Genomic DNA, 24,866 nt, shown 5'->3' on the forward strand with positions numbered 1-24,866 from the left:
CGCGGTCAGACCCACTCGATCTCCCCGCTGATGCCGGGCCGACGGCGCCGCATTCTCATGGCGAGAGCACCGGCGCCCAGCAGTCCGGCAGCCACCGCCAGGAGCGCCCACGCCTGCGCGGCGCCCGTCTGCGCCAGTTGGCCGCTGGTCTGGTGCGCGGTCGACGACCCGCCCGTGCCGGCGGGAGCACCGGCCGACGGCGACCCTCCCGAACCGCCGGACGCCGGGGCGTCCGCCACGGTGAACGAGAGGGGGGCGGATGCCGAGCCGGCGGCGACATCCGTGCCCTCGAACACCGCGACGACGACCTGACGTCCCGCAGGAAGACCCTCCGCGAGCGTCAACCGAGCGACGCCGTCTTCGAGTTCGGCCGTCGTGAGCACCGTTCCCGCGGTGGGATCGTCCGCCGAGTCGACGGCCACGAGCCGCACCGTGCCATCGGTCGCGCCGTCGACGGTCGCCGTGAAGCGGAGCGGACCACCCGCCACGGCGGTGACGTCCGCGTCGAGTGCGAGCGTGGTCGACGTCGGCACGAGCACCGCGATGTCGACGCCCAGGACTCGACCCGATCCCTCGCCGACCGCGCGAGCGGAACGCGCACCGAGCGGGCTGTCGGCCGGGATCGCGACGGCGACCGCCGCCTTCCCGTCGGCATCCGCCACGACGGTGGCGATCTCGTCGTCGGCCAGCGTGAACCGCACCGCCTCACCGGGGCGGAAGCCCGAGCCGCTGAGGGTCACCGTCCCGCCCGGCGCGACCTGCGTCGCCGAGGCCGAGAGGACGCCCGGGGTGAGCGTCGCCGCGAGCTCCGCGCAGGCGTCCCCTTGCACGCCGACCGGATCCAGCTCGGGACTGGTGCCCGTCACTCCGTCGTCCTCGCGCACGGCGAGGGTTCCGAACGCGTCCGCCCCCATCACGGCATCCGTCGAGTTCGTCGCACTGATGACGAACGACGAGGAGGGCGTGGCCGACGGGGTGTCGTTGCCGACGATCGGAACCGTCACGGTCTTGCAGGTCTCGCCCGGCGTGAACACGACCTTCTGCGAGGCCGACGACACGACGCCGGTGCCGAGCACGCTGAACCAGGCGGTCACCGTCGCCGGGTCGGCGTGGTTCAGCGCCACCGCGACCTGCGCGGTGCTCGGACCGTCGGTCTCCTCGACGAGGGTCGACCCGACGCCCACCGTGGTCCGCTTCTGAACGTCGGCGGCGATGCTGGTCGGGGTGTCGAAGGCGAGGTCCGAGAGGTAGAGCCCGCCTGCCCCGGTCCCGTCGGCGCCGACCGCGGCCGAGAAGCGCACCTCACGGACGTCGGTGAGGTCGATGCCGCTCACCGCCGCGAGCGGGATCGTCACCTGCTGCAGCACGAACTTGTTCAGCACGGCTTGAGACCCGCCCGGCATGCGGTTGACGGCGAGCGGGTTGATGTCCGACACCTTGCGGCTGAAGACGCGGCCGGAGCCGTCGACGAGGCTGATGACCGCGTCGGTGCCCGAGGGGACGGTGCGGTCGGGCGCCATCTTCACCGTGAGCTGCGACCGCTTCGACACGTCGCGCGAGCCCGAGGGCAACGACACCCGCAGCTCTCCGGTGCTCGGGGCTGCGGGGTCGGTCCCGCCGGTCCAGATGAAGCGCGTGACGGGCGTCGCCTCGACGTTCAGCCCGAACCGCGCCGGCGTCCAGTGCGGCACGCGGGCCGACCCGATGTCGCGCGTGGTGCAGTACGGCATCGCGGGCGGGATCGACGACGACGTCTCGGCGTTCGCACACACCTGGGCGGAGGCCGCACCGGTGGTGCGCACCAGGGTGCTCGCCGAGGCGAAGTCGGTCACCAGACTCGTCGCCGACCCGGGCTGCGCCGCCATGACCCGCACGTCCGCGGAGGCGGTGCGCGGTGTCGAGGGCTTGATCGACCCGTCGAACAGCGACTGGAACTGCTTCTCGTGACCCATCGTCATCCGGAAGAAGCCCGTCATGTACGACACGCCCACCTGATACTGGGCAGCGGCCGTGAGCCGGGTGGAGTCGGTCGTGGAGCAGCTCGAGGTGAGGTCTTTCGTGCTCCAGTCGTCGCCGGTCGAGTAGGGGTACAGGCCGGGCGTCCACACGGAGTTGAAGAAGTTGTGGTTCGCGCCCATCACCCACACCGCCGAACGCAGCACGTCGTCGCCGAAGGCGTGGCGCGAGTCGTCGACGAAGTGCTGGCCCTGCTGGTTGACCACGTCGCCGTCGCAGTACGGCAGCACCACGCTCATCGGCACGTCGGGCACGGTCATCCGGCCGAAGTCGACGGGCGCCAGGGGCAGCACGGCGGTGATGTGGAACGGCTGGGTCCGCGCGGCGTTCAGGGTGACCGCCGCGGTCACGCCCTCGCCGCCTCGGGAGTGCCCCATGATCCCGACGTCGTCCAGGTCGAAGCGGCCGGCGAGGCTCGCGGCCGTCACCCCCGCCGCCGCGGTCGCCGGTGCGTCCGTGCGGGTCGTCGCGTAGGCGAGCGCCTGATCGAGGGTGCGCGTCACGGTGGTCGACGAGCCCTGCGCGTCGGGCCAGCTCACGTCGTCGTACGAAACGGGTCGACCGGCGTCGACGGCCGCGAGCATGTCGAGGGTGTCGAGCACGAGCTGCCCGCGGGCGCGCGCGCCGAAGTCGAGGGCGAACGGGTTGTCGTTGGCGTTGATCGCGTTCGCGGCGATCGACACGACGTTGTAGCCGTGCGAGGCCAGAGCGCGCCCGGTCCCCTCGTAGCCCTGATACGACCGCACGTTGACCTGGCTGGGGTCGCACGGCCAGCGCAGGGTGTTCGCCGTTCCGGTCGCGCACCACGCGTGGCGGCCGTGCAGCAGGATCACGGTGGGGCGCTCACCCGGGGCGTCCGTGAGGTACATCTTCCCGGTCATCTCACCCCGGATGCCGCCGATCCCCTGCAGCGCGATGGCGCGGTCACCGAAGTCGTACTCCACCTCTGTCACCGAGTTCGGGCCCGGGTCGGCGGGGTCCTCGGCTCCCGAGAACGTCGTCGCCCGCGGCGCGGACTCCTCTTCTTCCGTGCGCCAGGACGTCCGGGCGGTCGGGCTCTCGGCGGCCTTGTCCCCTCCGCCCGACGCCCAGCCCTTCTCGACGTCGTGCGCGGAGACGACGCGGGAGTCGGCGGTGGACACCGACAGAGTGAGTCCGTCGGCCGACTCGGTCGCGAGACCGATCGTCTCGCCGTCGACGAGAAGGGTCGGCGCGTCGCTCACGATGGGCAGCGGCTCGTCGAGTTCGTAGGTGACGAGGTAGCCCCCGGGGGCCGATGAGACGGACCAGTCGTCGCCGGAGGCGAGGACGCCCCCGGGCGGGGCGGCGGTCGCCGCGGGGGCGAGACCGAGGACGAGCGCGGACGTCAGGACGGTCGCCGGGAGGGCGGACCAGCGTGCGCGCGAGGACGCGAAAGATCGCATGAGGCTCCGATGCGGGGTCGAGTGCGGGAATCGGGTATCGCATCGCACCGACGTGTCGGTACGCCCCGTCAGGGTAGGGTCCGCCCCGTCGTCGTCCGGGCCCTCCGGCACGCCCGCGGACGCGGGCCCCGAGGCGTTCCAGCGCGGCCTTCACCGCCCGGCAACGTCGCGAAACACGGGAATCACCTGCACGTCCACCCGTGTCGCGCGGACGGGCATCCCGCTCGAGCGGACTACCGCTCGCGGTGGCGGCGCACCTCGATCGCGCTGAGCAGCATCGCCGCGCCCGAGAACGCCACCGACACCGCGAGGGCGAGGGTGAGCGCGTCGGCGAAGGGAACGGCATCCGGTGCTGGAGACCCCGGACCGCCCGCACGGGCCGCGGCCCCGACCGCGAGCACGAAGCTCGTGCCCAGCACGGTCTGACCGATCGACGATCCCACGCGCTGCGCGGTCTGTACGACTCCCCCGGCGACCCCGCCTCGTCGGGGGTCGACGTCGGCGAGGGTGAGGGTCTGGTTGGGCGTGACGATCGCACCGCCCGCGACGCCGAGCACGAACAGCGGCACGCACAGGCGCAGGATCACGCTGACCGGATCGGTCGCGTCGGCCGCCGTCTGCACCAGAACCCCGAGGATCACCGTGACGGTCGTGAACACCGCGACCGCACCGACCAGCAGAGGGCGCCCCACCCGCGAGACGAAGCGACCGGCGACGGGTGCGCCGACCACCGATCCGATCGCGTACGCCGTGACGCCGAGGCCCGACTGCAGCGCGGTGAAGCCGAGTCCGTCCTGGTAGTACAGCGCCAGCACGAGGGGAATGCCGGTGTTGCTGCAGAAGAAGACGATCGCGAACACGACGCCCGTGACGAACGAGCGCACGCGGAACAGGCGCAGGTCGAGAAGGGGCCCGGCATCCGCCCTCGTCAAACGCGCCTCGTGCCGCACGAGCCCGAACAGGAAGACCGCCGCCGGAATCAGCAGGAGCAGCATGAGCGGGCCGCCACCCTGACCGGTCTCGACGATCGGGAACAGCAGGCACAGCACGCCGGCGCCCAGCAGCACCGCCCCGAGCACGTCGACGCGCTGACCGGATGCTGCGGCCACCGGCTCGTCGGCGGGGACCCACCGCCGGGCGAGCAGCACCGCGACGACACCGACCGGCACGTTGATGAAGAACACCAGGCGCCAACCGATGTCCGGCCCGCCCGCCGAGATCAGCAGTCCCGCGATGACCGGGCCGAGGGCGGTGCCCGCGCCGACCGTGAGCCCCAGGCGCCCGAAGGCCCGGCCCCGCTCCCAGGCCGGGAACGCGTTCTGGATGAAGCCCGAGACCTGCGGCCCCATCATGCCGCCGAACAGCCCCTGCACCACCCGCGCCGCGATCAGCAAGCCCGCGTTCGGGGCGAGCCCCACCGCGGCGCTCGCGATCACGAATCCCAGCACGGCGATCGTGAAGATGCGCCGCCGCCCCCACCCGTCACCCAGTCGTCCGCCGATCACCGGCACGAGCGCGAACGCGAGCACGTACCCCGTCACGATCCACTGGAGTTCGCTGGCATCCGCCCCGGTCGAGCGTCCGATCGACGGCAGGGCGACATTCGTCACGCTGACGTCGAGCAGGGCGGCGAACTGCCCCATCAGCATCACCGAGAGCGCACGCCATCGACGCGGGTCGGGAGCGGGGGCGGATGCCGTCACGAGGCGCCGCGAATCAGCTCGCCGTGCGCAGACGCAGGAAGGCCTCGGCGACGCCTCGGTCCACGGCATTCGGAACGGGATGCACCCCGGTGACGACCTCGCCCCGCGCGACGGCGGCCAACGAGCGCGCCTGCAGCGTCAGTCCGAGGTCCATGGCCTCGATCGGGTTGCCGAGCCCCGCGACGAGGTTGACCATGTTGGTGTCGGCGATCACGTGCACCGCGCGGTCGCCGGGCAGGGCGTGGGTCGCGTGGAATCCCTCGGTCGCGACGGGCCGGCCGAGCGCGGCCAGATCCATCTCCCACGGGTGATGACCGACCCCGGCGATGATGACGCCGTGCGGGAGGTGCGCGATCTGCGCGGCTCCGAGCACCCCGGGCGCCCCGGTGGCGAGGAAGACGAACCGGGCGTGCGCGAGCGCCTCGTCGAGCTCGGCGACGATGAAGCCCTCGAGCGAAGCCTCGAGGGCGCGGTAGGGATCCGTGTCGACAACGGTGACGACGGCGCTGAGCTGGCGCAGGGTGTGCGCGGTCCCCCGCCCGCACGGACCGAACCCGATGACCGTCGCGCGCGAGCCGGGGATCATGAGGTTCGTCGCGTTCATGAACGCCTGCACGACCGACTGCCCGACGCCGAAGCGGTTCTCGACCAGGAGCTTGAGCGGACTGTCGTTGATGACGACGATCGGATGCCGCACCTCGTGCTCGCGACGGCGCAAGACGATCCCGCCGGTCGTCGTCTCTTCGGTGCCGCCGCGCAGGTGCGGGGCGGGGTGACCGTCGAGCACGCCGCGGAACAGGTCGCCGCCGTTGTCGAGGATGAGGTGCGGGTCGCTCGTGAGCACGGCGGCGACGCGCGGGGCCTCGTCGTCGCGGGCGGCGTGCACGGTGACACCGCGATCCCGCAGGTCGGCGACGGTGTCTTCGCGGGTGGTCCCGGGCGAACCGGTGAGCGAGACCTGCGCTCCGGCCTCGACGAGCAGGCGCACGAGCACCGCCGTCTTCGGTTCGATGTGCAGACACATCGCGATGCGCAAACCGTCGAACACGGGAGCGAGCTCGCGGACGGCCTCGCGGGTGAGGGGCATGTGCGCATCGGCCCATTCGAGGCCGGGCGCGGGAGGGGTGGGGTAGGTACGGGTGGTCATGGTGATCCGATCAGTGAGGGGTGGCGAAGAACGACACCCGCGTCACTGATAGAGCTCGGACCGGTACGAGTGATCGCCGAAGATCGGGGCGGGGTGGGACCCGCCGCCGTGACCCGCGGCGATCGACATGCGCTGAGCCTATGCCCGTGAGCGGAGGGGGAGGGCCTCGGAACTCGCATGGGAGTCCTGTGCGGTCGCCCTGGCCCTCGGGGGTCGCTACGCTCCTTCTGTCGATCGTGCGATCGACCTCCCCAGGCCCGCGACCCGCGACGGTGCAATCGCCGGCGCCCGGGGCGAGGACGCCTCCGCCCGCGCACCCCCTGCAGGCGACGACACCACACCCGGAGAACCCCGATGACCAACAGCACTCCCGGCCGCATGCACGAGGTCACCGACGAGACGCGCGCGATCGTCGACATGGTGCTCGACTACTCCCGCACCCGCCTGCTGGCGGAGGACACCCCTCTCGACAAGCCCCTCCCCGCCGCCGAGCTCACCCGTTTGGCGGGTCGCACGATCGACGAGGCCGGCATCGGCGCCCGAAAGGCGCTCGGGGTGTTCGAGCACGTGCTGGCGCCCGCCTGCATCACGACCGACGACCCGCGGTACCTGTCGTTCATCCCGAGCGCGCCGACGAAGGCGGCGGCCGCGTTCGACCTCGTCGTGTCGGCGAGCGCTCTGTACGGCGGATCGTGGCTCGAGGGCGCGGGCGCGGTGCACGCCGAGAACGAGGTGCTGCGCTGGCTCGCCGCCGAGTTCGGCCTGCCCGCCGGAGCGGGTGGGGTGTTCGTGCAGGGCGGCACCCTCGGCAACCTGTCGGCGCTCGTCGCGGCGCGCGAGGCCGCACGGGATCGATTCGCGGATGCCGGCACGCCGCGCCCCGACGCGTGGCGCGTGGTCTGCAGCGTCGAGGCGCATTCCTCTATCGCCTCGGCTGCTCGGGTGATGGACGTCCAGGTCGTCGGCGTGCCCGTGGGCGAAGACGGCGTGCTGCGCGGCGATGCCGTGCGCGCGGCCCTCGACGAACACGGCGACAGCGTCTTCGCCGTCGTGGCGACCGCGGGCTCGACCAACTTCGGCATCGTCGACGACATCGCCGACATCGCCCGCGCCATCGAGGGCACCGACGCGTGGCTCCACGTCGACGGCGCCTATGGGCTCACGGGCATGCTCTCGCCCCGCGCCCGGCACCGCTTCGCCGGGGTGGAGCACGCCGACTCGCTCGTCGTCGACCCGCACAAGTGGCTCTTCGCGCCGTTCGACGCGTGCGCGCTGATCTACCGCGATCCCGAACTCGGTCGCCGCGCGCACACGCAGCACGCCGAGTACCTCGACACCCTCACCGAGACGAGCGACTGGAGCCCGTCGGACTTCGCGGCGCACCTGACCCGCCGGGCGCGCGGACTCCCTCTGTGGTTCTCGCTCGCGACCTACGGCGCCGCGGTGTACCGCGAGGCCATCACGGCCGCGATCGAGCTCGCCGAACGCATCGCCGACGAGATCGAGCGCCGCCCCGAGGTCACACTGGTGCGACGACCGCAGCTCGGCGTCGTCGTCTTCGAACGCGTCGGCTGGGACAAACCCGACTACGACCGCTGGTCGGCCCGCCTGCTCGACGACCAGCACGCGTTCGTCACGCCCTCGAGCCACGCGGGCCGCGTCAACGCGCGCTTCGCGATCCTCAACCCGCGCACGACGTTCGACGACCTGGTCGGGATCCTCGACACGATGCTCTGACGCCGGGCCCGACGCCGCGTCGGCGGGGCGGGAGTGCACAACCGCGGGGATCATCGAGGACACGCCGCCAGGCGGGCGACCGCCGCGGCGTGTTCGGGAGATGTCCCGGGGTTGTGCTCGCACTCGACGCGCAGACAGGCGCCGCGGCAATGAAAAAGCCCCGGGCGACCGGGGCTTCATCCGTAGCGGGAGCGGGGCTTGAACCCGCGACCTCACGATTATGAGTCGTGCGCTCTCACCAACTGAGCTACCCCGCCGCACGGCATCCGGTATTCAGAAATGGATGCCTTGAGCCCCGAGTCAGGATTGAACTGACGACCCCTTCCTTACCATGGAAGTGCTCTGCCACTGAGCTATCGGGGCGTACCCGGATCGCTCCGGGCAACTAGAAGAGAATATCAGATCGCGACACTCTCACACGAATCGAGGGTCACCCTCCGGCGTGCTGACGCAGCCACGCGATCGGGTCGATCGGCGTGGTGCCGTTCTGCAGGATCTCGACGTGGGTGTGGGCGCCGAACGAGCGTCCGGTGTTGCCGGTGCGGCCGAGGAACTGGCCCACGTGCACCTTCTCGCCCTGCGTGACCTGCAGCGAGCCGTACTGCATGTGGCCGTAGCGGCTCGAGACGAGCTGGCCGTCGATCTCGTGGTCGATCAGCACGGTGACGCCGAAGGCGCCACCCTGCTCGGTGGCGATGCGCACGGTGCCGTCGGCGATGGCCTGCACGGGCGATCCCTCACCGGGAACGAAGTCGGCACCCTCGTGGAAGCCGCCGTCGCGCATGCCGAAGCCGTACGAGATCGAGACACCCACCGCGAAGGGCCACTGGATGGGCGCCGTCGGGTCGTTGGTGTAGAAGTCGGAGGGCCGCGTGATGCCCGAGTCGAGCGCCATCTTGGTGTACGTCGTGGCGGAGTATCCGTCACCGGCGCGGTCGACCGCGGCCGACTGCGCCTGGGCGGGCGCGACGTAGGCCTGGATGTCGTTCGCACCGGATGCCGCGACGTCGCCGGCGACGGCGAGACGCGTGGTCGCGACCTCGGGCGCGGCGACGTTGTCGGTGCCGCTGGCCGACGCGAGTGCGCTGACCGGCATGGTCATGCCGACGGTGAGCAGGCCCACGACGCCCATGACGCCGACCGAGAACGAGGTCGCGGCGATGCGACGGGCGGTGCGGCGCGAGCGGGGAGCCGCAGCGGCGGGGAGGCCCTCCGACACCGGCTCGGCGGCCGGGGCGACCGGCGCGGCCTGCTGGGTGGGGGTCTCGCCGGTGAAGGCGAACAGGCGGGCCGCCGAAGCGAATTCGTCGGCGACGTCGTCGACGGGGGCCGAAACGGAGGCCGCGACCTCGGGCTCAGCGGCATCCGGAGTCTCGACGGGCTCGGAGTCGGCGACCGAAGCGTCGACGGCGGAGTCGATGATCACGGCGTCGGCGACGGGGCGACGACGCGAGCGGCGCGAGACGGGGAGCGTGATCGGCGAGGTCGGGAGGCTGACCGGCGTGGTCGCGGCGTCGCTGTCGGCGCTCTGCAGGATCACGGCGACGTCATCGGAGCGGTGCTCCTCGACGACGGTGACCTCGAGCGCATCGGCGGGATCCGCTTTCTCGACGAGGGCGTCGGACGCGGGGAGGGTCGGCTCGATCGTGGCGGCGATCACCGTCTCGACGACGGCGGCGGCGACGGCCTCGACCATCGCGGGCTGGCTCGCGGACTCGGCGTCGACGGGGGCCGGATCGGCCGCCTTCTGGTCGGCGGAGGCCGGGGCGTCGAGGGTGGCGACGCTCGCTGCCCGGCGACGCATCTCGGCTCGAGTGAGCCGGGGTTCTGCATCGGGGGCGCTGGCGGGGAGGGGGCGACGAGACCGTCGGGTGACGGCGGGCTCAGTCTCGGAGGCTTCAGACGGCAACGCGGAAGGGGCTCTCGTGTCGTGTCGCAGGCGCGACGGCTTCGGGCTTCGGGGCTTGACCATCTCCGCAGGTTCGGGTTGCGGAAGATAACGAACTGGTAAACACCCTACCCCGACGGGTCTGTGAATGCCATGACAGGTGCCCGACTCACCTCGCGTAATCGAGCAGCGGCTCGAGGCGACCGAAGAATCCGGGCCCTGCCGCGATGACCATGCCGTTGCCGGGACGCCCGCCCGGCGCGCCACCGACCGTGCCGCCGGCCTCTTCGACCAGCAGGGCGCCCGCCGCGTGGTCCCACGGGTGGGTGCCGCGCTCGTAGTACGCGTCGACCCGCCCTGCGGCCACCGAGGCCAGATCGAGCGAGGCCGCACCGATGCGGCGCACGTCGCGCGCGATCGGCATGACGCGCGACAACTGGGCCAGGGCGGGTCCGTGCGTCTCGGGGTCGTAGCCGAAGCCGGTCGCGACGAGACCACCGGCGGGTCCGACCTCGCTGACCGACAGGCGCTGGTCGCCGAGCCACGCTCCCCCGCCGCGCGACGCGGTGAAGAGCTCCCCCGTGACCGGGTTGAAGACGGCCCCGGCGAGCGCCGTCCACGACGCGGTCTCGGCCGTGCCCTCGACCGCGGCGATGCTGACCGCCCATGCGGGGATGCCGTAGGCGTAGTTGACGGTGCCGTCGATCGGGTCGACGACCCACGTGATGCCGCTCGTGCCCTTCTCGGCGCCCGACTCCTCGCCGAAGAACCCGTCGTCGGGCCGCTCGCGCGCGAGCTCCGCACGGATGAACGCCTCGACCTCGCGGTCGGCGGCGGTGACGATGTCGGCGGCGGCCGATTTGGTGGCGGCGACCGTCACCCCCTCCCGGCGGCGACGGTGGGCCAGTTCGCCGGCCTCCCGGGCGATACGCGTGGCGAGCTCGAGCAGATCCGCGGGTGAGGTCATGGCATCCACGCTACTGCGCCACCCCCTCGGCCGACTTCTTCGCCGTCGTTAGCGTGGGCTCATGACCGCCTCGGATTCTCGCCAGTACGACGTCGTCATCGTGGGGGGCGGGCACAACGCCCTGGTCTCCGCGGCCTATCTCGCGCGCGCCGGGCGCCGCGTGGCGGTGATCGAGAGGGCGGATGCCGTGGGCGGAGCCGCCGTGTCGGAGAGACCGTGGCGCGGAGTCGACGCCCGCCTGTCGCGCTACTCGTACCTCGTGAGCCTGCTGCCGCAGCAGATCATCGACGACCTCGGCCTGCAGATCACCTTCGAGCGCCGGCGGTACTCGTCGTACACGCCCGACCCGGCGGACCCCTCGCGCGGGATCCTCGTCGACACCCACGACGCCGAGGCCACGGCCGCGTCGTTCACGCGCGCGCTGGGCGACGACGGTGCCGCCGAGGCCGAACGCTTCTCGGCCTTCGGCGAGCGCCTGGCGCCCCTCGGCCGCGCGGTCTTCCCGACCATGACCGAGCCCCTGCCCACCGCGGACGAGGTGCGCGAGCACCTCTGCGACGACGAGCTGTGGGAGGCCCTCACGAGCCGCCCCCTCGGCGACCTCCTGCGCCGGTCGCTGCAGAGCGACCTCGTGCGCGGTATCGCCCTCACCGACGGCCTGATCGGCACCTTCTCGACGTCGGACGACCCCTCGCTCGCGCAGAACCGGTGCTTCCTCTACCACGTGATCGGCGGAGGGACGGGCGACTGGGACGTGCCCGTCGGCGGCATGGGCGCCGTGACCGCCGAGCTCGAACGCGCCGCCCGCTCATCCGGTGTCGAGATCTTCACCGGCGTCGAGGTGGTCTCGATCGGCCCCGACGGCGAGGTGCACACCATGACCGACCGCTCCGAGGTCTTCCGCGGCGACCTCGTGCTCAGCGGGGTCGGACGCGCGGTGCTCGACGGCCTGCTCGCGGCCGGTGGCTCCGCCACGATCGGCGGCAACGAGCCCGAGGGAGCGCAGGTCAAGGTGAACATGCTCCTCTCGCGCCTGCCGCGCCTGCGCGACGAATCGGTGACGCCGGAGGAGGCGTTCTCGGGCACGTTCCACGTCAACGAGACCATGACACAGCTCGATGCCGCCTACGCCGCGGCATCCGGAGGCCTCGTCCCCGACCCGCTGCCCGTCGAGATCTACTGTCACTCGCTGACCGACCCGTCGATCCTCGGCGAGGAGCTGCAGGCGTCGGGGGCGCAGACGCTCACGATGTTCGGCCTGCAGGTGCCGCACCGCCTGCTCGACGACACCGACCCCGTCGCCGCGGGAGCGCGCCTGCTGGCCGCGGCGCAGGCCTCGCTCGACTCCGTGCTGGCCGAGCCGCTGCGCGACTGCATCTACCGTGCCCCCGACGGGCGCCTGTGCATCGAGGCGCGCACGACGACCGACCTCGAGCGCGCGCTGAACATGGCCGGCGGCGACATCTTCCACGGGGCGCTGTCGTGGCCGTGGCTCGAGGCGCCCGCCTCGACCCCGGCCGAGCGGTGGGGCGTCGCGACCCCTCACCCGCGGGTGCTGATGTGCGGTTCGAGCGCCCAGCGCGGCGGCGCGGTGAGCGGCATCGGCGGGCAGAACGCGGCGATGGCGGCGCTGGAGATGCTCGGCGGCTAGCTCGTCGCCGCACGGGCGGTCGCGATGATCGTCTCGACCGCCCTCATCAGAGCGGGAGTCGAGGGCTCGGCGTACCCGAACACCAGGCCCGGCGGCAGCTCGGTCTCGGTTCCCGGCACCGCGTATCCCGCGAGGGGCGCCACCACGATGCCGCGGGCCGCGAGCGCTGCGACCACGCGGGTTTCCGCCTCGCGCGCGGAGCCGGGCAGCAGGACGACGGCGTGCAATCCCCCGTCGGTGGCCGTGAGCGTCACGCCTTCGACACCGGCGAACGCCTCGAGCATCAGCCGGCGCCGGTGGCGGTAGTCGCGGCGGCGCCGGGCGGTGTGGCGAGCGAGGGCTCCGTCGCCGAGGTACAGGGCCAGCGCCTGCTGCTGCACCTGCGAGACGGACGGATCGAGCTCGGCGCGCGCGGCCGCGAGGCGTTCGCGCCACGCCCCGGTCGCCACGATCCACCCGCAGCGCAGGGCCGGGGTGAGCACCTTCGACAGCGAACCGATCAGCACCACGTTCGCGGGATCGAGCAGGTGCAAGGGCGGCAGCGGCACGCGGCCGTGGGGGAACTCGCTGTCGTAGTCGTCTTCGACGACGACGGCTCCCGTGCGGGCCGCCCACGCGAGCAGACGGGCCCGGGCCGCGGCATCCAGCCGACTGCCGAGAGGGTAGTGGTGGTGCGGGGTGACGATCATCGCGTCGAGGTCGTCGCGCGCCTCGATGTCGTCGAGGTCGAGACCCGCGCCGAGTCGCACCGCGATCGGCACCGCCTCGACGCCCACGCGGCCGAGTAGATGCCGCACGCGGGGGTACCCGGGGTTCTCGATGCCGACCCGCAGCCGCGCCCCGCGGGGTTCGAGGGCGAGCACGGTGAGCAGCATCGCATCGCTCGTCCCCGCCGTCACGATGACATCGTCGGGGGCGACGTCGAGCCCGCGCGTGCGGCCGAGGTGCGCGGCGATCTGACGGCGCAGGGCGGGCTCGCCGAGCACGTCGGCCACGTCGGCGGCGACCTCGAGCGCACTCGCGCGCCGCCACGCCGAGCGCCATGCGGCGTCGACGATTCCCGCCGTCCCGGGCCGCCCCGGACGCAGGTCGATCACGGCCGGGGCGGGCTCGGGTGCGGCGGCGACGGCCGGAAGAGACCGCGGCTCCGAGGGACGCACGATCTCGGCGACGACGGTGCCGCCGCCGGGCCGGGCCGTCAGGTACCCCTCCCCCGTGAGGATCTCGTAGGCCGAGACCACCGTGCCGCGAGCGAGCCCCAGGTCGGCGGCGAGGGCCCGCGTCGAGGGGACGGCCTCGCCGCTGGTCACCCGACCGGCGAGGATCGACGCGCGCAGGCTGTGGGCGAGCTGCTCGTGCAGGGGCGCGGGGGCGCCACGGTCCAGGATGCCGACGTCGATCACGCGACGATTCTGCCACTGGTCCATTCGATCGGCGCAGAACCGGACTACGCACTGGGCCATCGGATGCCCTGCAATGGGGACATGACCGATCTCCCGCTCACCACCCTGACGCGCGTCCGCCGTGGGGCCCACCACCAGCGCACCGACCGCGCCGCCCTGTATGACGTGATCGACACCGCCCTGTACGCCACCCTCGCGATCGTTCGCGACGACCGCCCGGTGGCCCTCCCGGTGGGCATCGGTCGCGACGGCGACGACCTGCTCGTGCACGGATCGACCGGCAGCGACTTCTTCCGCCGCATCGCCGAGGGAGTCCCGGTGAGCCTGACGATCACGCACCTGATGGGCCTGAAGTACGCCCGTTCGCTCTTCGACAGCTCGATGCGCTACCGCTGCGCGGTCGTGCACGCCGTGGCATCCGTCGTCCCTCCCGAAGAGAAGGAGGCGGCCCTGCTCACCCTGTCGGAACACCTCATGCCGGGGCGCAGCGAAGACGTGCGACCCATGACCGCGCGTGAGATCGCCGCGACCCTGGTGCTGCGCATCCCGCTGGCCGAGGCGAGCGTGAAAGACAACGCGGGCTCGCTCGTCGAGGTCGACGACGACGGCGAGGATCGCTCCGTGTGGGCCGGGATGCTGCCGCTGCGGGTCGTCGCCGGCGACCCCGTCACCTCACCGCAGACGGTGGCGGGCACGCCGGTGCCGGAGTCGGTCCGCCGGGCCGCGCGCCGCGTCGCGGCCTCGGGCACGGCCTGAGCCCCTCGGGCCCCGCCGTCCTGCGGATGCGGGGCCCGACACGCCGCGGCCCCGCGCCCTGGGGCGGCGTGTCGCCCGCGGCATCCGCACGACGGCGGTCCCGTGCAGGGGACGACGACACGTCCCCGACGACTCCAGTCGAAAAGGCCCCACCCCGTCGGGGACGACCGTCGTGCGGACGCCAGCCCCGACACGCCGTTCCCCGACCACACCGACCGGCGTGTCGCCCGCGGCATCCGCACGACGGTAGTCCCGGCACCGGTCCGCCACGGAAACGACGGACGGGGCCGCCCCCGAAGGTGCAGCCCCGTCCGCGAGGTCGTCAGCCGACCAGCGGCGGCACCTCGTAACGGCGCGGCGTGCCGAAGCGGTGCGCCGTGATCGACACGGCCTGCTCGCGCAGGAACGGCAGCAGTTCGACGTGCCCGGCGCGGGTGACCTCGCCGGCGTACACGGCCACCGAGGGCGAGCCGTTCGTCGCCTCGGCCACCGCCACGGGCGATCCGCCGAGCAGACGGATACGGGCACCGGTGCGGGCCAGACGTGCGGCGCGGCGGCCCCAGTCGGCGGCGTCCTCGACCGAGGCCCGAACGCCCACGCCCTCGAGCCACGCGCGCACGGCGGGTGAGAGCTCGCGCGCCGAGCTGACCGTCACCGTCGAGCGGGCGCGGACGCCCGCCGCGACCACGCGCACCAGCGCGGCCTCCGAGGCGTCTTCGAGGCGCACGGTCACGGGCACCGCGGCGTAGCGCAGCACGTTCTGCTCCGACTCCAGGCCGGTCACGTCGCGGGCCAGCGAGAACTCTTCGGCCCAAGCGGCCGCGTCGCTCGAGAGGGCGGATGCCACCCACTCGCGGTCGGCCGCGGGCACGGCGGCCAGCGCCGGGGCGGCGAGGGCGTCGGGCGTGCGGGGCGCCGAGGTCTCGGCATCCGCCCACGTTCCGAACCCGTAGAGGTAGTGCGGTCCGCCGGCCTTGGTGCCCGCGCCGACGGCCGACTTCTTCCATCCGCCGAACGGCTGACGCTGCACGATCGCGCCGGTGGTGCCGCGGTTGACGTAGACGTTGCCCGCCTCGATGCGCGAGAGCCACTGCTGGATCTCGGCCTCGTCCAGCGCGTGCAGACCCGAGGTGAGGCCGTATTCGATCGCGTTGACGATCTCGATCGCCTCGTCGAGCGTCTCGGCGGTCATGATGCCGAGCACGGGCCCGAAGTACTCGGTGCGGTGGAACTCGCTGCCGGGCTGCACCCCCTCACGGATGCCGGGGCGCCACAGCGACCCCTCGTCGTCGAGCTTGCGCGGCTCGACTACCCAGCGTTGGCCGGGCTCGAGGCTCGTGAGGGCCTTCAGCAGCTTGCCGTTCGCGGGCTCGATGAGGGGTCCGATGCGCGAGGCCTCGTCCCACGGCAGGCCGACCTCGAGAGAGGTCACGGCGTCGACGAGCTGGTCGCGGAAGCGACGCGAGCGCGCGACAGATCCGACGAGCACGACGAGGGATGCCGCGGAGCACTTCTGTCCGGCGTGGCCGAAGGCCGACATCGCGACGTCCTTCGCCGCGAGGTCGAGGTCGGCGCTGGGGGTGACGATCACGGCGTTCTTACCGCTCGTCTCGGCCAGCAGCGGCAGGTCGGGGCGGAACGAGCGGAACAGCTCGGCCGTCTCGTACGCCCCGGTGAGCACGACGCGCTCCACGGCGGGGTGGGTGAGCAGCTGGCGACCGAGGTCGTTCTCCGACACCTGCACGAGCTTCAGCACCTCGCGCGGGACGCCGGCCTCCCACAGCGCCTCGACCATGACGGCGCCCGAGCGCTCGGCCAGGCCCGCGGGCTTGATGACCACGGCCGAGCCCGCGGCGAGCGCGGCGAGGGTAGAGCCCGCGGGGATCGCGACGGGGAAGTTCCACGGCGGGGTGACCACCGTCACGCCGACCGGGGTGAAGGTCGCGCCGTCGACGGCCTCGAGGGTGCGCGCCTGCTCGGCGTAGTAGTGGGCGAAGTCGATCGCCTCCGACACCTCGGGGTCGCTCTGCTCGATGACCTTGCCGCACTCGGCGCCCATGATTTCGAGCAGGTCGGCGCGGTGCTTCTCGAGGGCGTCGCCCGCGCGGTGCAGGATCTCGGCGCGCTTCGCGGCCCCGAGCTCGCGCCAGCCCGCGGCGGCTGTCGCGGCATCCTCGATCAGCGCGTTCAGCGCGGCCTCGTCGATGATCGTGTGGTCGGCGATGGTCTGCGCGCCGAGCGTCGAGTCCTCCATACGCGCGATGATCGCCCGCGACCAGTCGCGGTTGGCCTCGATCGCCGGGTCGGAGTCGGGGGTGTTGCGGAAGCCGTGCGTAGGGGTGGGCGCCGCGGGAGCCGTGCGGTCCTGCACGCGGTTGGACTCTGGCACTCCCGACGGCATGTCGGCGAGCGAGGCCAAGAAGCGGTCGCGCTCGCGCGAGAACAGCGCCTCGTGGGTGTCGAGGTCGAACACCGCCGACATGAAGTTCTCGCTCGACGCGCCCTCTTCGAGGCGGCGGATCAGGTACGCGATCGCGACGTCGAACTCCTGCGGGTGCACCACGGGGGTGTAGAGCAGGATTGAGCCGACCGTGCGACGCACGACCGCCTGCTGCGCGGTCGCCATGCCGAGGAGCATCTCGACGTCGATGCCGCTGGTCACCCCGCGTCGCTCGGCCAGCAGCCAGGCGAGGGCGACGTCGAAGAGGTTGTGCCCGGCGACGCCGATGCGCACGTTCGCGGTGTGCTCGGGGCGCAGCGCGTAGTCGAGCACGGCCTTGTACGAGGCGTCGGTGGCCTGCTTCGAGGGCCAGGTGGCGAGCGGCCAGTCGTGCACATCGGCATCCACCCGCTCCATCGGCAGGTTCGCGCCCTTGACCACGCGCACCTTGATGTGAGCTCCCCCGGATGCCACGCGCGCGGCGGTCCACTCCTGCAGGCGGATCATCGCGGCGAGCGCGTCGGGCAGGTAGGCCTGCAGCACGATACCGGCCTCGACGCCGTGGAACTCGGGCTCCGACAGCAGCGTTTCGAAGACGGCGAGGGTGAGGTCGAGGTCCTTGAACTCCTCCATGTCGAGGTTGAGGAACGTGCCCGTCTCCTTCGCCACCCGGTACAGCGGGCGAAGGGCGGCGACCGCGTCGGCGACGGCGGCATCGAAGGCCCACGGCGTGTGCGGGGCGACGGTGGACGACACCTTGATCGAGACGTAGTCGACGTCGTCGCGCGAGAGGAGCTTGCGGGTGCCGGCCAGGCGGCGCGCCGCCTCTTTCTTGCCGAGGATGGCCTCACCGAGCAGGTTCACGTTGAGGCGGATGCCGTCGCCCCGGCCCCGGATCGAGGTGATGGCCTCGCCGAGCTTGCGGTCGGTGGCGTCGACGATGAGGTGGCGCACCATCGAGCGCAGCGCCGTGCGGGCGGCGGGCACGACGACCTGCGGGAGGATCGGCGCGGCGAAGGCGCCGAGGCGGATCGCGGCCTTGAGGTGCAGCGGGAGGAAGCCCGGGATGAGCGGGGTCAGGGCGGCGAGGTTGCGCGCGGCGACGCGTACGTCTTCGGGGCGTACGACGCCGTCGACGAAGCCGACGGTGAAGTCGAGGCCGTGCGGGTCGCGGAGCACTCCGGCGAGGCGCTGGGCGGCGGCGTCGACGGGCTCGTCGCGGCTCTCGGCGAGCCAGCGGCGCACGAGGGCGATCGCCTCGTCGGCGAGCTCGTGCGGAGAGACGAGCTCAGGGGCGGACGGCGACGTGGGGGTGGTGCCGGACGTGGTGTCGGGGACATCGGTGAGCGACATGGCGATCCTTCCTCGGATGCTTTCAGCATGGGGCTCGCATCCGTTCGAGAAAAGCGATGATTCCTGACGCATACTGATCGATGGAGCCGAAGGGATGCCATGTTCGATCTGCGCCGTCTGCGCCTGCTGCACGAGCTGTCGGTGCGCGGCACCCTCGCGGCCGTCGCCGAGGCGCTCGCCTACAGTCCGTCGACTATCTCGCAGCAGCTCGCGCTGCTCGAGAAAGAGGCGGGAGTCCCCCTGCTCGAGCCTGACGGACGCCGCGTGCGCCTCACCGCGCAGGGCGCCGCCCTGGCCGCCCACGCCGCCCGCATGCTCGCCGCCGACGAGGCCGCGCGCGCCGAGCTCGAGCGCATGCGCCCCTCCCTCGCGCCGGTGCGTCTGGCCGTGATGCAGTCCGCCGCGCACGGCCTTCTCCCCCGCGCCCTCGACGCGCTCGTCGAGAGCGAGCCGCAGCTGCGCGTCGAGGTCGCCGAGCTCGCCCCCGAGGAGGGCCTGTTCGAGGTCGCGGCGCGTGGTTTCGACCTCGCCGTCGCCGAGCAGTACCCCGGTCATACGCGCGAGCACCGCGAGGGCCTCGAGCGCGGGCTCCTCGGGCGGGATGCCATCCGTCTGGCCGTCGCGCGCGACGACCCGGCGCAGCACCTCGAAGACCTCCGCGAGCGCGCCTGGGTGATGGAGCCGGTGGGAACGGCCGCCCGCCAGTGGGCTACGCAGCAGTGCCGGGCCGCGGGATTCGAGCCCGACGTACGCTTCGAGATGGCCGACCTCACCGCGCACGCCCGGCTCGTGGCATCCGGTCATGCCGTGGGGATGATCCCCGACCTCGTCTTCGCGGGCGAGGCCCCGCCCGTGCGGCTCGTGGGCCTGCCCGGCCAGCCGCGGCGCGAGGTGTTCACGGCGGTTCGCCGCGGCACGGCCGACCGCCCCGGCGTACGCGCGGTGCGCGCGGCACTGCAGGTGGCGTACGACCGGGGCGGTCGATAGAGGCCCCCTCGCAGATCCCGCACCGGTCTCTGCGAAGGGGGCGCCCGTTTACTTCGTCAGCGCGATCTCGTTCGGCGTCTCGTCGAGGGTCACGCTCTTCACGACCTCGCCCGTGGTGAGGTCGACGGCGTGCACGGCGTTCTTCGCGGGCTCGGTCACGTAGGCGATGTCACCCGAGACCTTGATGGCGGGGTGGGCGTCCTGCCACTCGACCGGACCCTCCCACGCGTCGATGACGGGGAACGACTCCGTGAACGCTCCCGTCTCGGGGTCGAGCACGTGGATCGCGCCGTCCGAGGCGATCACGTAGGCGAGCTCACCGGGACCGCGGGCGACGTCGCGGAAGGTGTACTCGGCGCCCGCGGGCATGTCGACCACGCGCTGGGTCTTCGCCGCCGTGTCGATCAGAGCGAGCTGGTCGAGCAGGTAGCCCTCGGCATCCCGGTCGTTCTTGTAGTCGCCGACGATGAGCGCGCTGTCCTCGCTCACGTAGGCGTTGCCCATGCGGCCGTAGGGCTGGTCGGGGGCGGTCAGCTTGGTGAAGGCGCCGTCGTCGTACACGAGAGCGCCGTTCTCGCACCCGAAGACCACGACCTCGTCTTTCGCGGTGCCCTCACCGTGCACGCCGGGGCAGTCGCTGCTCTCGGCGATGGTGGCGCCGGACGCGTCCTTCGCCACCACGCCGTTGCGGCCGTCGGCGTTGCCCACGGTGGTGAGGAAGGTGCCGTCCTCGAGCACGATCGAGACGCCGTGGTGCGCCTCGACGCCCGGGATCGTCTCGACCTCGGGCAGTTCGTCGTCGCCGGCGAGCAGGGCGTCGGTGTCGAAGATGGTCGAGTCGCTCGTGCCGTCGGCGTAGAGCACGGTCTTGCCGCCGTGCGTCACGACGTGCCCCGGCTTGGCGGCGGCGAAGACCAGATCCGTCAGTTCGGGCTCGTCCGACGAGGTGCCGCCGTCCAAGACCTGGAAGCCCTCGCTCGTGGTCACCATGACATGACGGCCGTCGCCGGCGGCGTTCAGACGGGTGAACTCCTCCGACGAGAGGTCGGCGACGACCTCGAGGCTCTCGCCGTCGAGGACGTAGATGCCGCCGGGGTACGACAGCGCGACGCGAGTGGCGGTGTCGGTGGCGGGGGCGCTCGACGAGGGAGCAGCCGCGCCGGTGCCGGCACCGCCGGCGCAGGATGCCAGACCCACGGTCGCACCGAGCGCGAGGGCGACGAGGCCCGCGCGGCGAAGGGGGGAGATGTGCATGTGATTCTTCTCTTTCTGGGGGTGGGGCTCGTCAGGGTGAGAGCCCGGTGGCGATGCGCTGCGTGTTCACGCGCATCATGGTTAGGTAGTCGGGGGCGGCACCGCTCGCGTCGGTGAGCGATTCGGTGAACAGCTCGGTCACGACGACGTCACGATCGGCCTCTTCCGCGAGCGCCCGGACGAGTCGGTCGGGTGACGACGATTCCGCGAAGATCGTCGGCACGCCCGCCTCGTCGATCGCCGACACGAGGTCGGCCAGATCGCTCGAGCTGGGTGCGGCGAGCGTCGTGCCGCCGGGGATGACGGCCCCGATGAGGCGGAAGTCGAACCGCTCGGCGAGGTAGCCGAAGACGTGGTGATTGGTGACCAGCGCCCGGCGCTCGGCCGGAATTGCCGCGAAGGTCGCGGTCATGTCGGCATCCAGGGCCTCCAGCTGCGCGCGGTAGTCGGCAGACCGCGCGGTGACGGCCGGGTCGCCGAGCTCCTCGAGGACCGGGGCGAGCCGGTCGACGACGGCGATCATCTGCGCGGGGTCGGTCCAGAAGTGCGGGTCGTCGGCTCCGTCGGCATCCGTCGACGTGTACGGCAGTACGCGCACGGCGTCCCCCGCCACGACCGTCTCGACCCCCGCGGCCGCAGCGGCGTCGATGTGCTGCTGCAGCCCTTCCTCGAGTCCGAGCCCGTTGGTGACGAGCAGGTCGGCCGAGCGCATCCGCGCGGCTTCGGCCGCGGAGATCTCGAACGAGTGGGGGTCGCTCCCGGGGCGCATCAGGGTCAGCACCTCGATGTGGTCGCCGACCAGGTGCGAGACGACGTCGCCGAGGATGTTGGTCGACACGACGACGAGAGGGCGGTCGGATGCCGAGGTGCCGGCGCATCCGGTGAGTGCGACGAGGGCCGCGGCCAGGGCGGCGACGAAGATCCGGCGCATGTCAGCGTCCCGTTTCGGCGACGAACAACGGGGTCTGCGACGGTTCGAATTCGCGGGCGACGCGCGCGCCGTCGGCGAAGTCGATCTCCCAGAGCCGTCCCTCGGCCGGGCCGTTGAGGTACGCCCGCTGCTGGTCGGCGATCAGCGAGACGGACTGGCCGGCGGCGAGGCTCGCGCCGACCAGCGCGGGCGTCTGCGCCCGCAGCTCCCCCGTCTCGCCGTCGAGCACGAGCACCCGCCCATCGGCGGTGAGCGCGAGCAGGTTCTGCGCGTTGTCGTCGACGGCGCTCGCCTGCACGACCGGCTCCGGGGTCGGCACGAGTGTCCACGACCGCTCCCGGGTGTCGAGCATCCACACGCCCGCGTCGCCCGCAACGGCGGCGACCGTCGGCCGACCCTCACGGTTGGAGAACGCGGTCGCGCGCGGCGCGGTCGTCCCGGCCGGGTAGGGGATCTGCTCGACGACGGGCCCGGCGTCGGCGACCGTCACGAGAAGGGCCCCGTCCTGGCAGCCGATCACCGCTCCGACGCGCGTGGTGATCGTGCCCGTCGGCGCGGCGCACGGGGTGCTGCCGGCGAGCTCGGTGCCGTCCGCCTCGTGCAGGGTCACCGCGTCACTCGAGGCGACGGCCGCGAACGACCCGACCGGAACGACGAGGCCCTCTCCGGCCGCGCGCTCGAGACGGAATCGCTCGACGATCTCGCCGTTCGACAGCGCCTCGGTATCGAGCAGTACCGCCTCGCCGGAGTCGGGGAAGAACACCCCAGTCCCGCCGGTCGTCGAGGAGTTCGAGGTCGCCACGGTGGCGACCCCCTCCCCCGCGACCTCGCCCAGCACCCGGGCGGGGGCACGGTAGTAGTGGAAGTGGTCGACGTGATCCCAGGTCCACACCCCGCTGTCGACGATCGACAGGCCCGCGGCATCCGCGGCGAACAGGTAGCGGCCGTCGGAGTGCACCGCCTGCGGCGCACGCACTCGTCCGAGATCGGCCGTCGTCTCCTCGAGCAGGTCGAGGTGCGACACCTGTCCGTCGGCATCGATCGTGGTCAGACCGAGAGCGGGCTCGGCGAGTTCGGACGCGCCGGCGATCGCACCGTGGGTATCGACGGGTTCGGCGGCGGGGGCGTCGGCGGGGGCCGCGCAGCCGGTCAGGGCGAGCACGCCGAGGAGGCCGACGACGGGGAGTCGTCGGGTGAAGAGGTGGGGCATGGGGGCTTTCCAGGTCAGACGGGCAGGGGAAGGGGGGATGCCGTGCGGCGGCGCACCGCCACGACGACGCCGCGGAGGGCCCACGACAGCCCGGCGGCGATGATCGCGGTGGCGGCGACGGTGGCGCCGGCTGCGGTGGCCGCGTGCCACGACACGACGAGGCCCACGGCGACGGCGGCCGTGCCGATGGCCGCGGCGAGGGCCATGGTCGAGACGAGGCGCGTCGTCCACTGTCGCGCCGCCACGGCGGGGGCGACGAGGAGCCCCACCACGAGCAACGACCCGACGGCTTGATACGACGCCACCACCGCGAGGGTGACCAGACCGACCAGCACGGTCTGGGCCAGACGCGGCGCGAGGCCCAGCACGCGCGCCACGCGTTCGTCGACGGCGAGGGCGACCAATGACCGGTGGGCCAGGGTGGCCGCTCCCACGCCGACGACGACCGCGATCGCGAGCACGACGAGGTCGCCCGCGCCGATGGCCAGGATGTCGCCGAAGAGGATCGCCGTGGCATCCGTCGCGAAGCTCCCGGCGTGCGAGATGACGATGACGCCGAGCGCGAGCATGCCGACGAACAGCAGGCCGATGCTCGTGTCGTACGAGAGCTTCGCGCGTCTGCGCAGCGCGCCGATGCCGAGGCTCATGGCGACGGCGCTCGCCGCGGCGCCCAGCAGCACGGGCAGCCCGAGAACGGTCGCCAGAGCCACACCGGGCAGCATCCCGTGGGCGAGCGCCTCACCGAGGAACGCCATCCCCCGCACGACGACCCAGGTGCCGGCGACGGCGCACAGAATCGCCACGAGCGTGCCGCCGAGCATCGCCCGCTGGACGAACTCCAGGGCGAACGGATCGGTGAGCGAGGTCATGGTGCTCGACCGTAGCGTGAAGTGAGAACGATTCTCAAACTCGTATGATGGATGCCATGATCTCCCGCGCCCTGATCGGCACAGACCTTCACGCCGACTACGGCGGCATCCCCGCGCTCACCGAGGTCGATGTCGAGATCCCCGAGGCCGCCCTCACCGTGATCGTCGGACCCAACGGAGCGGGCAAGTCGACACTGCTCGAGATCCTCGCGGGAGCGCGGCCGCCGGCATCCGGAACCGTCGACGCCGGACCCCGCTCGCGAGCCTTCGTGCCCCAGCGCGCGGCCGTCGCCGATGACCTCCCCCTCACCGTGCGCGACGTGGTCGTCGTGGGCGCGTGGGGCGGCGTCGGACTGTTCAGGCGGGTCACCGGCGCACACCGTCGGGCGGTGGACGCCGCGATGCTCAGGCTCGACATCGCGGATCTTGCCCGACACCCGTTCTCGACCCTGTCGGGCGGCCAGCGCCAGCGCGCCCTGCTCGCCCAGGGCCTGGCGCGCACCGCCGACATCCTGTTGCTCGACGAGCCGACGACCGGACTCGACGCCACCAGCGCGGCCTTGAACCACGCGGCGATCGCCGATGAGGTCGAGCGCGGGGTCGCCGTGGTCTGCGTCAGCCATGACGACAGACTGATCTCGTCAGCGGATCAGGTGATCCGCATCGAGGCAGGGCGACTCAGGCGCGAGAACGAACCCGCTCGGTGACGCGACGCAGCAGCTCAGCCGCCGCCCGCGCGCTCTCGACCGGCTCCGCGGCCACGGCCCGCTCCACCCGACGGGGGAAGCTGCGCAACGCGGACCAGGGCTCGGCGTCGAGATCGATCTGCAGGTAGATGTGATTGACGCGGCGATCTTCGGCATCGAGTTCGCGGCGCAACAGACCGCGGCCGATGAGCCGATCGACCAGCGTCGTGACCCCTGCAGCCGTCACGCCCAGGTGACCGCGCAGGTTCGAGGGGCGGATGCCGGGATCCTCGCCGATGCACCGGAGGGCCTCAGCCTCGAGCTCGCTCACACCGAGGTCGATCCGCGCTTTCGCGATGCTCTCGTCGCGCACCGCGACGTACTCATCGAGCGCCTGCATGAGCACAGAGGTGTGTGCCACTGTCACCACCTCCTCGGCGTGGC

Annotated in this window: 17 protein-coding genes and 2 tRNA genes; 5 read left to right on the forward strand and 14 right to left on the reverse strand. The window is 72.4% G+C overall.

Annotation, left to right across the window (positions count from 1 at the left end; translation table 11 throughout):
- Positions 1-5 precede the first annotated feature (5 nt).
- The 3 genes from M3667_RS12040 to M3667_RS12050 form a co-directional block, all read right to left on the reverse strand.
- Positions 6-3,440 carry an Ig-like domain-containing protein gene (locus M3667_RS12040; RefSeq protein ID WP_251508313.1) on the reverse strand — a complete coding sequence of 1,145 codons (3,435 nt, stop codon included), beginning with the start codon at positions 3,438-3,440 and terminating at the stop codon, positions 6-8.
- A 233-nt stretch (positions 3,441-3,673) separates the two neighbouring features.
- Positions 3,674-5,143 carry an MFS transporter gene (locus tag M3667_RS12045; protein ID WP_251508315.1) on the reverse strand — a complete coding sequence of 490 codons (1,470 nt, stop codon included), beginning with the start codon at positions 5,141-5,143 and terminating at the stop codon, positions 3,674-3,676.
- Between the two features lie 13 nt (positions 5,144-5,156).
- Positions 5,157-6,290: an adenosylhomocysteinase gene (locus M3667_RS12050; RefSeq protein WP_251508317.1), complete on the reverse strand. Its 1,134-nt coding sequence runs from the start codon at positions 6,288-6,290 to the stop codon at positions 5,157-5,159.
- Positions 6,291-6,644: 354 nt separating this feature from the next.
- On the opposite strand from M3667_RS12050, the gene M3667_RS12055 reads away from it, so the two are divergent.
- Positions 6,645-8,027, forward strand: coding sequence for an aminotransferase class V-fold PLP-dependent enzyme (locus M3667_RS12055; RefSeq protein ID WP_251508319.1), 1,383 nt, complete (start codon positions 6,645-6,647; stop codon positions 8,025-8,027).
- A gap of 183 nt (positions 8,028-8,210) precedes the next feature.
- Here the strand turns inward: M3667_RS12055 and M3667_RS12060 are convergent.
- The 4 genes from M3667_RS12060 to M3667_RS12075 all read right to left on the reverse strand — a co-directional run bounded on the left by M3667_RS12060 (position 8,211) and on the right by M3667_RS12075 (position 10,882).
- A tRNA-Met gene (locus M3667_RS12060) sits at positions 8,211-8,284 on the reverse strand.
- A gap of 34 nt (positions 8,285-8,318) precedes the next feature.
- Positions 8,319-8,390, reverse strand: a tRNA-Thr gene (locus M3667_RS12065).
- Positions 8,391-8,457: 67 nt separating this feature from the next.
- Entirely contained in the window at positions 8,458-9,831 is a 1,374-nt protein-coding gene (locus M3667_RS12070) for a M23 family metallopeptidase (RefSeq protein ID WP_251508321.1), read from the reverse strand.
- 253 nt (positions 9,832-10,084) lie between these two features.
- On the reverse strand, positions 10,085-10,882 hold the full coding sequence (locus M3667_RS12075; protein ID WP_144832600.1) for an inositol monophosphatase family protein: 798 nt from the start codon (positions 10,880-10,882) through the stop codon (positions 10,085-10,087).
- Between the two features lie 61 nt (positions 10,883-10,943).
- Here M3667_RS12075 and M3667_RS12080 point away from each other — a divergent pair, with 61 nt between their 5' ends.
- Positions 10,944-12,533: an NAD(P)/FAD-dependent oxidoreductase gene (locus M3667_RS12080; RefSeq protein WP_251508323.1), complete on the forward strand. Its 1,590-nt coding sequence runs from the start codon at positions 10,944-10,946 to the stop codon at positions 12,531-12,533.
- Here the strand turns inward: M3667_RS12080 and M3667_RS12085 are convergent.
- Entirely contained in the window at positions 12,530-13,936 is a 1,407-nt protein-coding gene (locus M3667_RS12085; RefSeq protein WP_251508325.1) for a PLP-dependent aminotransferase family protein, read from the reverse strand. The genes M3667_RS12080 and M3667_RS12085 overlap by 4 nt on opposite strands.
- A gap of 81 nt (positions 13,937-14,017) precedes the next feature.
- On the opposite strand from M3667_RS12085, the gene M3667_RS12090 reads away from it, so the two are divergent.
- Complete coding sequence (locus M3667_RS12090) at positions 14,018-14,692, forward strand: pyridoxamine 5'-phosphate oxidase family protein (RefSeq protein ID WP_251508327.1); 675 nt, start codon at positions 14,018-14,020, stop codon at positions 14,690-14,692.
- 322 nt (positions 14,693-15,014) lie between these two features.
- On the opposite strand, the gene M3667_RS12095 is transcribed toward M3667_RS12090, so the two are convergent.
- On the reverse strand, positions 15,015-18,485 hold the full coding sequence (locus tag M3667_RS12095; RefSeq protein ID WP_251508330.1) for a bifunctional proline dehydrogenase/L-glutamate gamma-semialdehyde dehydrogenase: 3,471 nt from the start codon (positions 18,483-18,485) through the stop codon (positions 15,015-15,017).
- A 99-nt stretch (positions 18,486-18,584) separates the two neighbouring features.
- Here M3667_RS12095 and M3667_RS12100 point away from each other — a divergent pair, with 99 nt between their 5' ends.
- On the forward strand, positions 18,585-19,472 hold the full coding sequence (locus M3667_RS12100; RefSeq protein WP_251508331.1) for a LysR family transcriptional regulator: 888 nt from the start codon (positions 18,585-18,587) through the stop codon (positions 19,470-19,472).
- Between the two features lie 48 nt (positions 19,473-19,520).
- Here M3667_RS12100 and aztD read toward each other — a convergent pair whose 3' ends face one another.
- From aztD to aztB, 4 genes are read right to left on the reverse strand one after another with little or no spacing between them, the layout of a single operon-like run.
- The gene (gene aztD, locus M3667_RS12105) at positions 19,521-20,726 is read right to left on the reverse strand and encodes a zinc metallochaperone AztD (RefSeq protein ID WP_251508333.1); all 1,206 of its coding nucleotides are present in this window, start codon (positions 20,724-20,726) and stop codon (positions 19,521-19,523) included.
- Positions 20,727-20,757: 31 nt separating this feature from the next.
- Positions 20,758-21,657 carry a zinc ABC transporter substrate-binding protein AztC gene (gene aztC, locus M3667_RS12110; RefSeq protein WP_251508335.1) on the reverse strand — a complete coding sequence of 300 codons (900 nt, stop codon included), beginning with the start codon at positions 21,655-21,657 and terminating at the stop codon, positions 20,758-20,760.
- Position 21,658: 1 nt separating this feature from the next.
- Positions 21,659-22,867: an ABC transporter gene (locus M3667_RS12115; RefSeq protein WP_251508337.1), complete on the reverse strand. Its 1,209-nt coding sequence runs from the start codon at positions 22,865-22,867 to the stop codon at positions 21,659-21,661.
- 14 nt (positions 22,868-22,881) lie between these two features.
- Positions 22,882-23,736: a zinc ABC transporter permease AztB gene (gene aztB / locus M3667_RS12120; RefSeq protein ID WP_251508339.1), complete on the reverse strand. Its 855-nt coding sequence runs from the start codon at positions 23,734-23,736 to the stop codon at positions 22,882-22,884.
- A 56-nt stretch (positions 23,737-23,792) separates the two neighbouring features.
- Here aztB and aztA point away from each other — a divergent pair, with 56 nt between their 5' ends.
- On the forward strand, positions 23,793-24,443 hold the full coding sequence (gene aztA / locus M3667_RS12125; RefSeq protein ID WP_251508341.1) for a zinc ABC transporter ATP-binding protein AztA: 651 nt from the start codon (positions 23,793-23,795) through the stop codon (positions 24,441-24,443).
- On the opposite strand, the gene M3667_RS12130 is transcribed toward aztA, so the two are convergent.
- A complete protein-coding gene (locus M3667_RS12130) occupies positions 24,415-24,843 on the reverse strand; it encodes a MarR family transcriptional regulator (protein ID WP_251508343.1) in 429 nt (142 codons plus the stop codon). The genes aztA and M3667_RS12130 overlap by 29 nt on opposite strands.
- Positions 24,844-24,866 lie beyond the last annotated feature (23 nt).

Source organism: Microbacterium sp. P26 (genome assembly GCF_023712585.1).
Taxonomy (GTDB): Bacteria; Actinomycetota; Actinomycetes; order Actinomycetales; family Microbacteriaceae; genus Microbacterium; species Microbacterium algihabitans_A.

What these genes read in the sequence shown, in the direction of transcription:
- M3667_RS12115 (WP_251508337.1), bottom strand. Translation starts at nt 22,867, where the DNA reads ATGCCCCACCTCTTCACCCGACGACTCCCCGTCGTCGGCCTCCTCGGC.
- aztD (WP_251508333.1), bottom strand. Translation starts at nt 20,726, where the DNA reads ATGCACATCTCCCCCCTTCGCCGCGCGGGCCTCGTCGCCCTCGCGCTC.
- aztA (WP_251508341.1), top strand. Translation starts at nt 23,793, where the DNA reads ATGATCTCCCGCGCCCTGATCGGCACAGACCTTCACGCCGACTACGGC.
- aztC (WP_251508335.1), bottom strand. Translation starts at nt 21,657, where the DNA reads ATGCGCCGGATCTTCGTCGCCGCCCTGGCCGCGGCCCTCGTCGCACTC.
- M3667_RS12080 (WP_251508323.1), top strand. Translation starts at nt 10,944, where the DNA reads ATGACCGCCTCGGATTCTCGCCAGTACGACGTCGTCATCGTGGGGGGC.
- aztB (WP_251508339.1), bottom strand. Translation starts at nt 23,736, where the DNA reads ATGACCTCGCTCACCGATCCGTTCGCCCTGGAGTTCGTCCAGCGGGCG.
- M3667_RS12050 (WP_251508317.1), bottom strand. Translation starts at nt 6,290, where the DNA reads ATGACCACCCGTACCTACCCCACCCCTCCCGCGCCCGGCCTCGAATGG.
- M3667_RS12100 (WP_251508331.1), top strand. Translation starts at nt 18,585, where the DNA reads ATGTTCGATCTGCGCCGTCTGCGCCTGCTGCACGAGCTGTCGGTGCGC.
- M3667_RS12070 (WP_251508321.1), bottom strand. Translation starts at nt 9,831, where the DNA reads ATGCGTCGCCGGGCAGCGAGCGTCGCCACCCTCGACGCCCCGGCCTCC.
- M3667_RS12055 (WP_251508319.1), top strand. Translation starts at nt 6,645, where the DNA reads ATGACCAACAGCACTCCCGGCCGCATGCACGAGGTCACCGACGAGACG.
- M3667_RS12090 (WP_251508327.1), top strand. Translation starts at nt 14,018, where the DNA reads ATGACCGATCTCCCGCTCACCACCCTGACGCGCGTCCGCCGTGGGGCC.
- M3667_RS12040 (WP_251508313.1), bottom strand. Translation starts at nt 3,440, where the DNA reads ATGCGATCTTTCGCGTCCTCGCGCGCACGCTGGTCCGCCCTCCCGGCG.
- M3667_RS12075 (WP_144832600.1), bottom strand. Translation starts at nt 10,882, where the DNA reads ATGACCTCACCCGCGGATCTGCTCGAGCTCGCCACGCGTATCGCCCGG.
- M3667_RS12095 (WP_251508330.1), bottom strand. Translation starts at nt 18,485, where the DNA reads ATGTCGCTCACCGATGTCCCCGACACCACGTCCGGCACCACCCCCACG.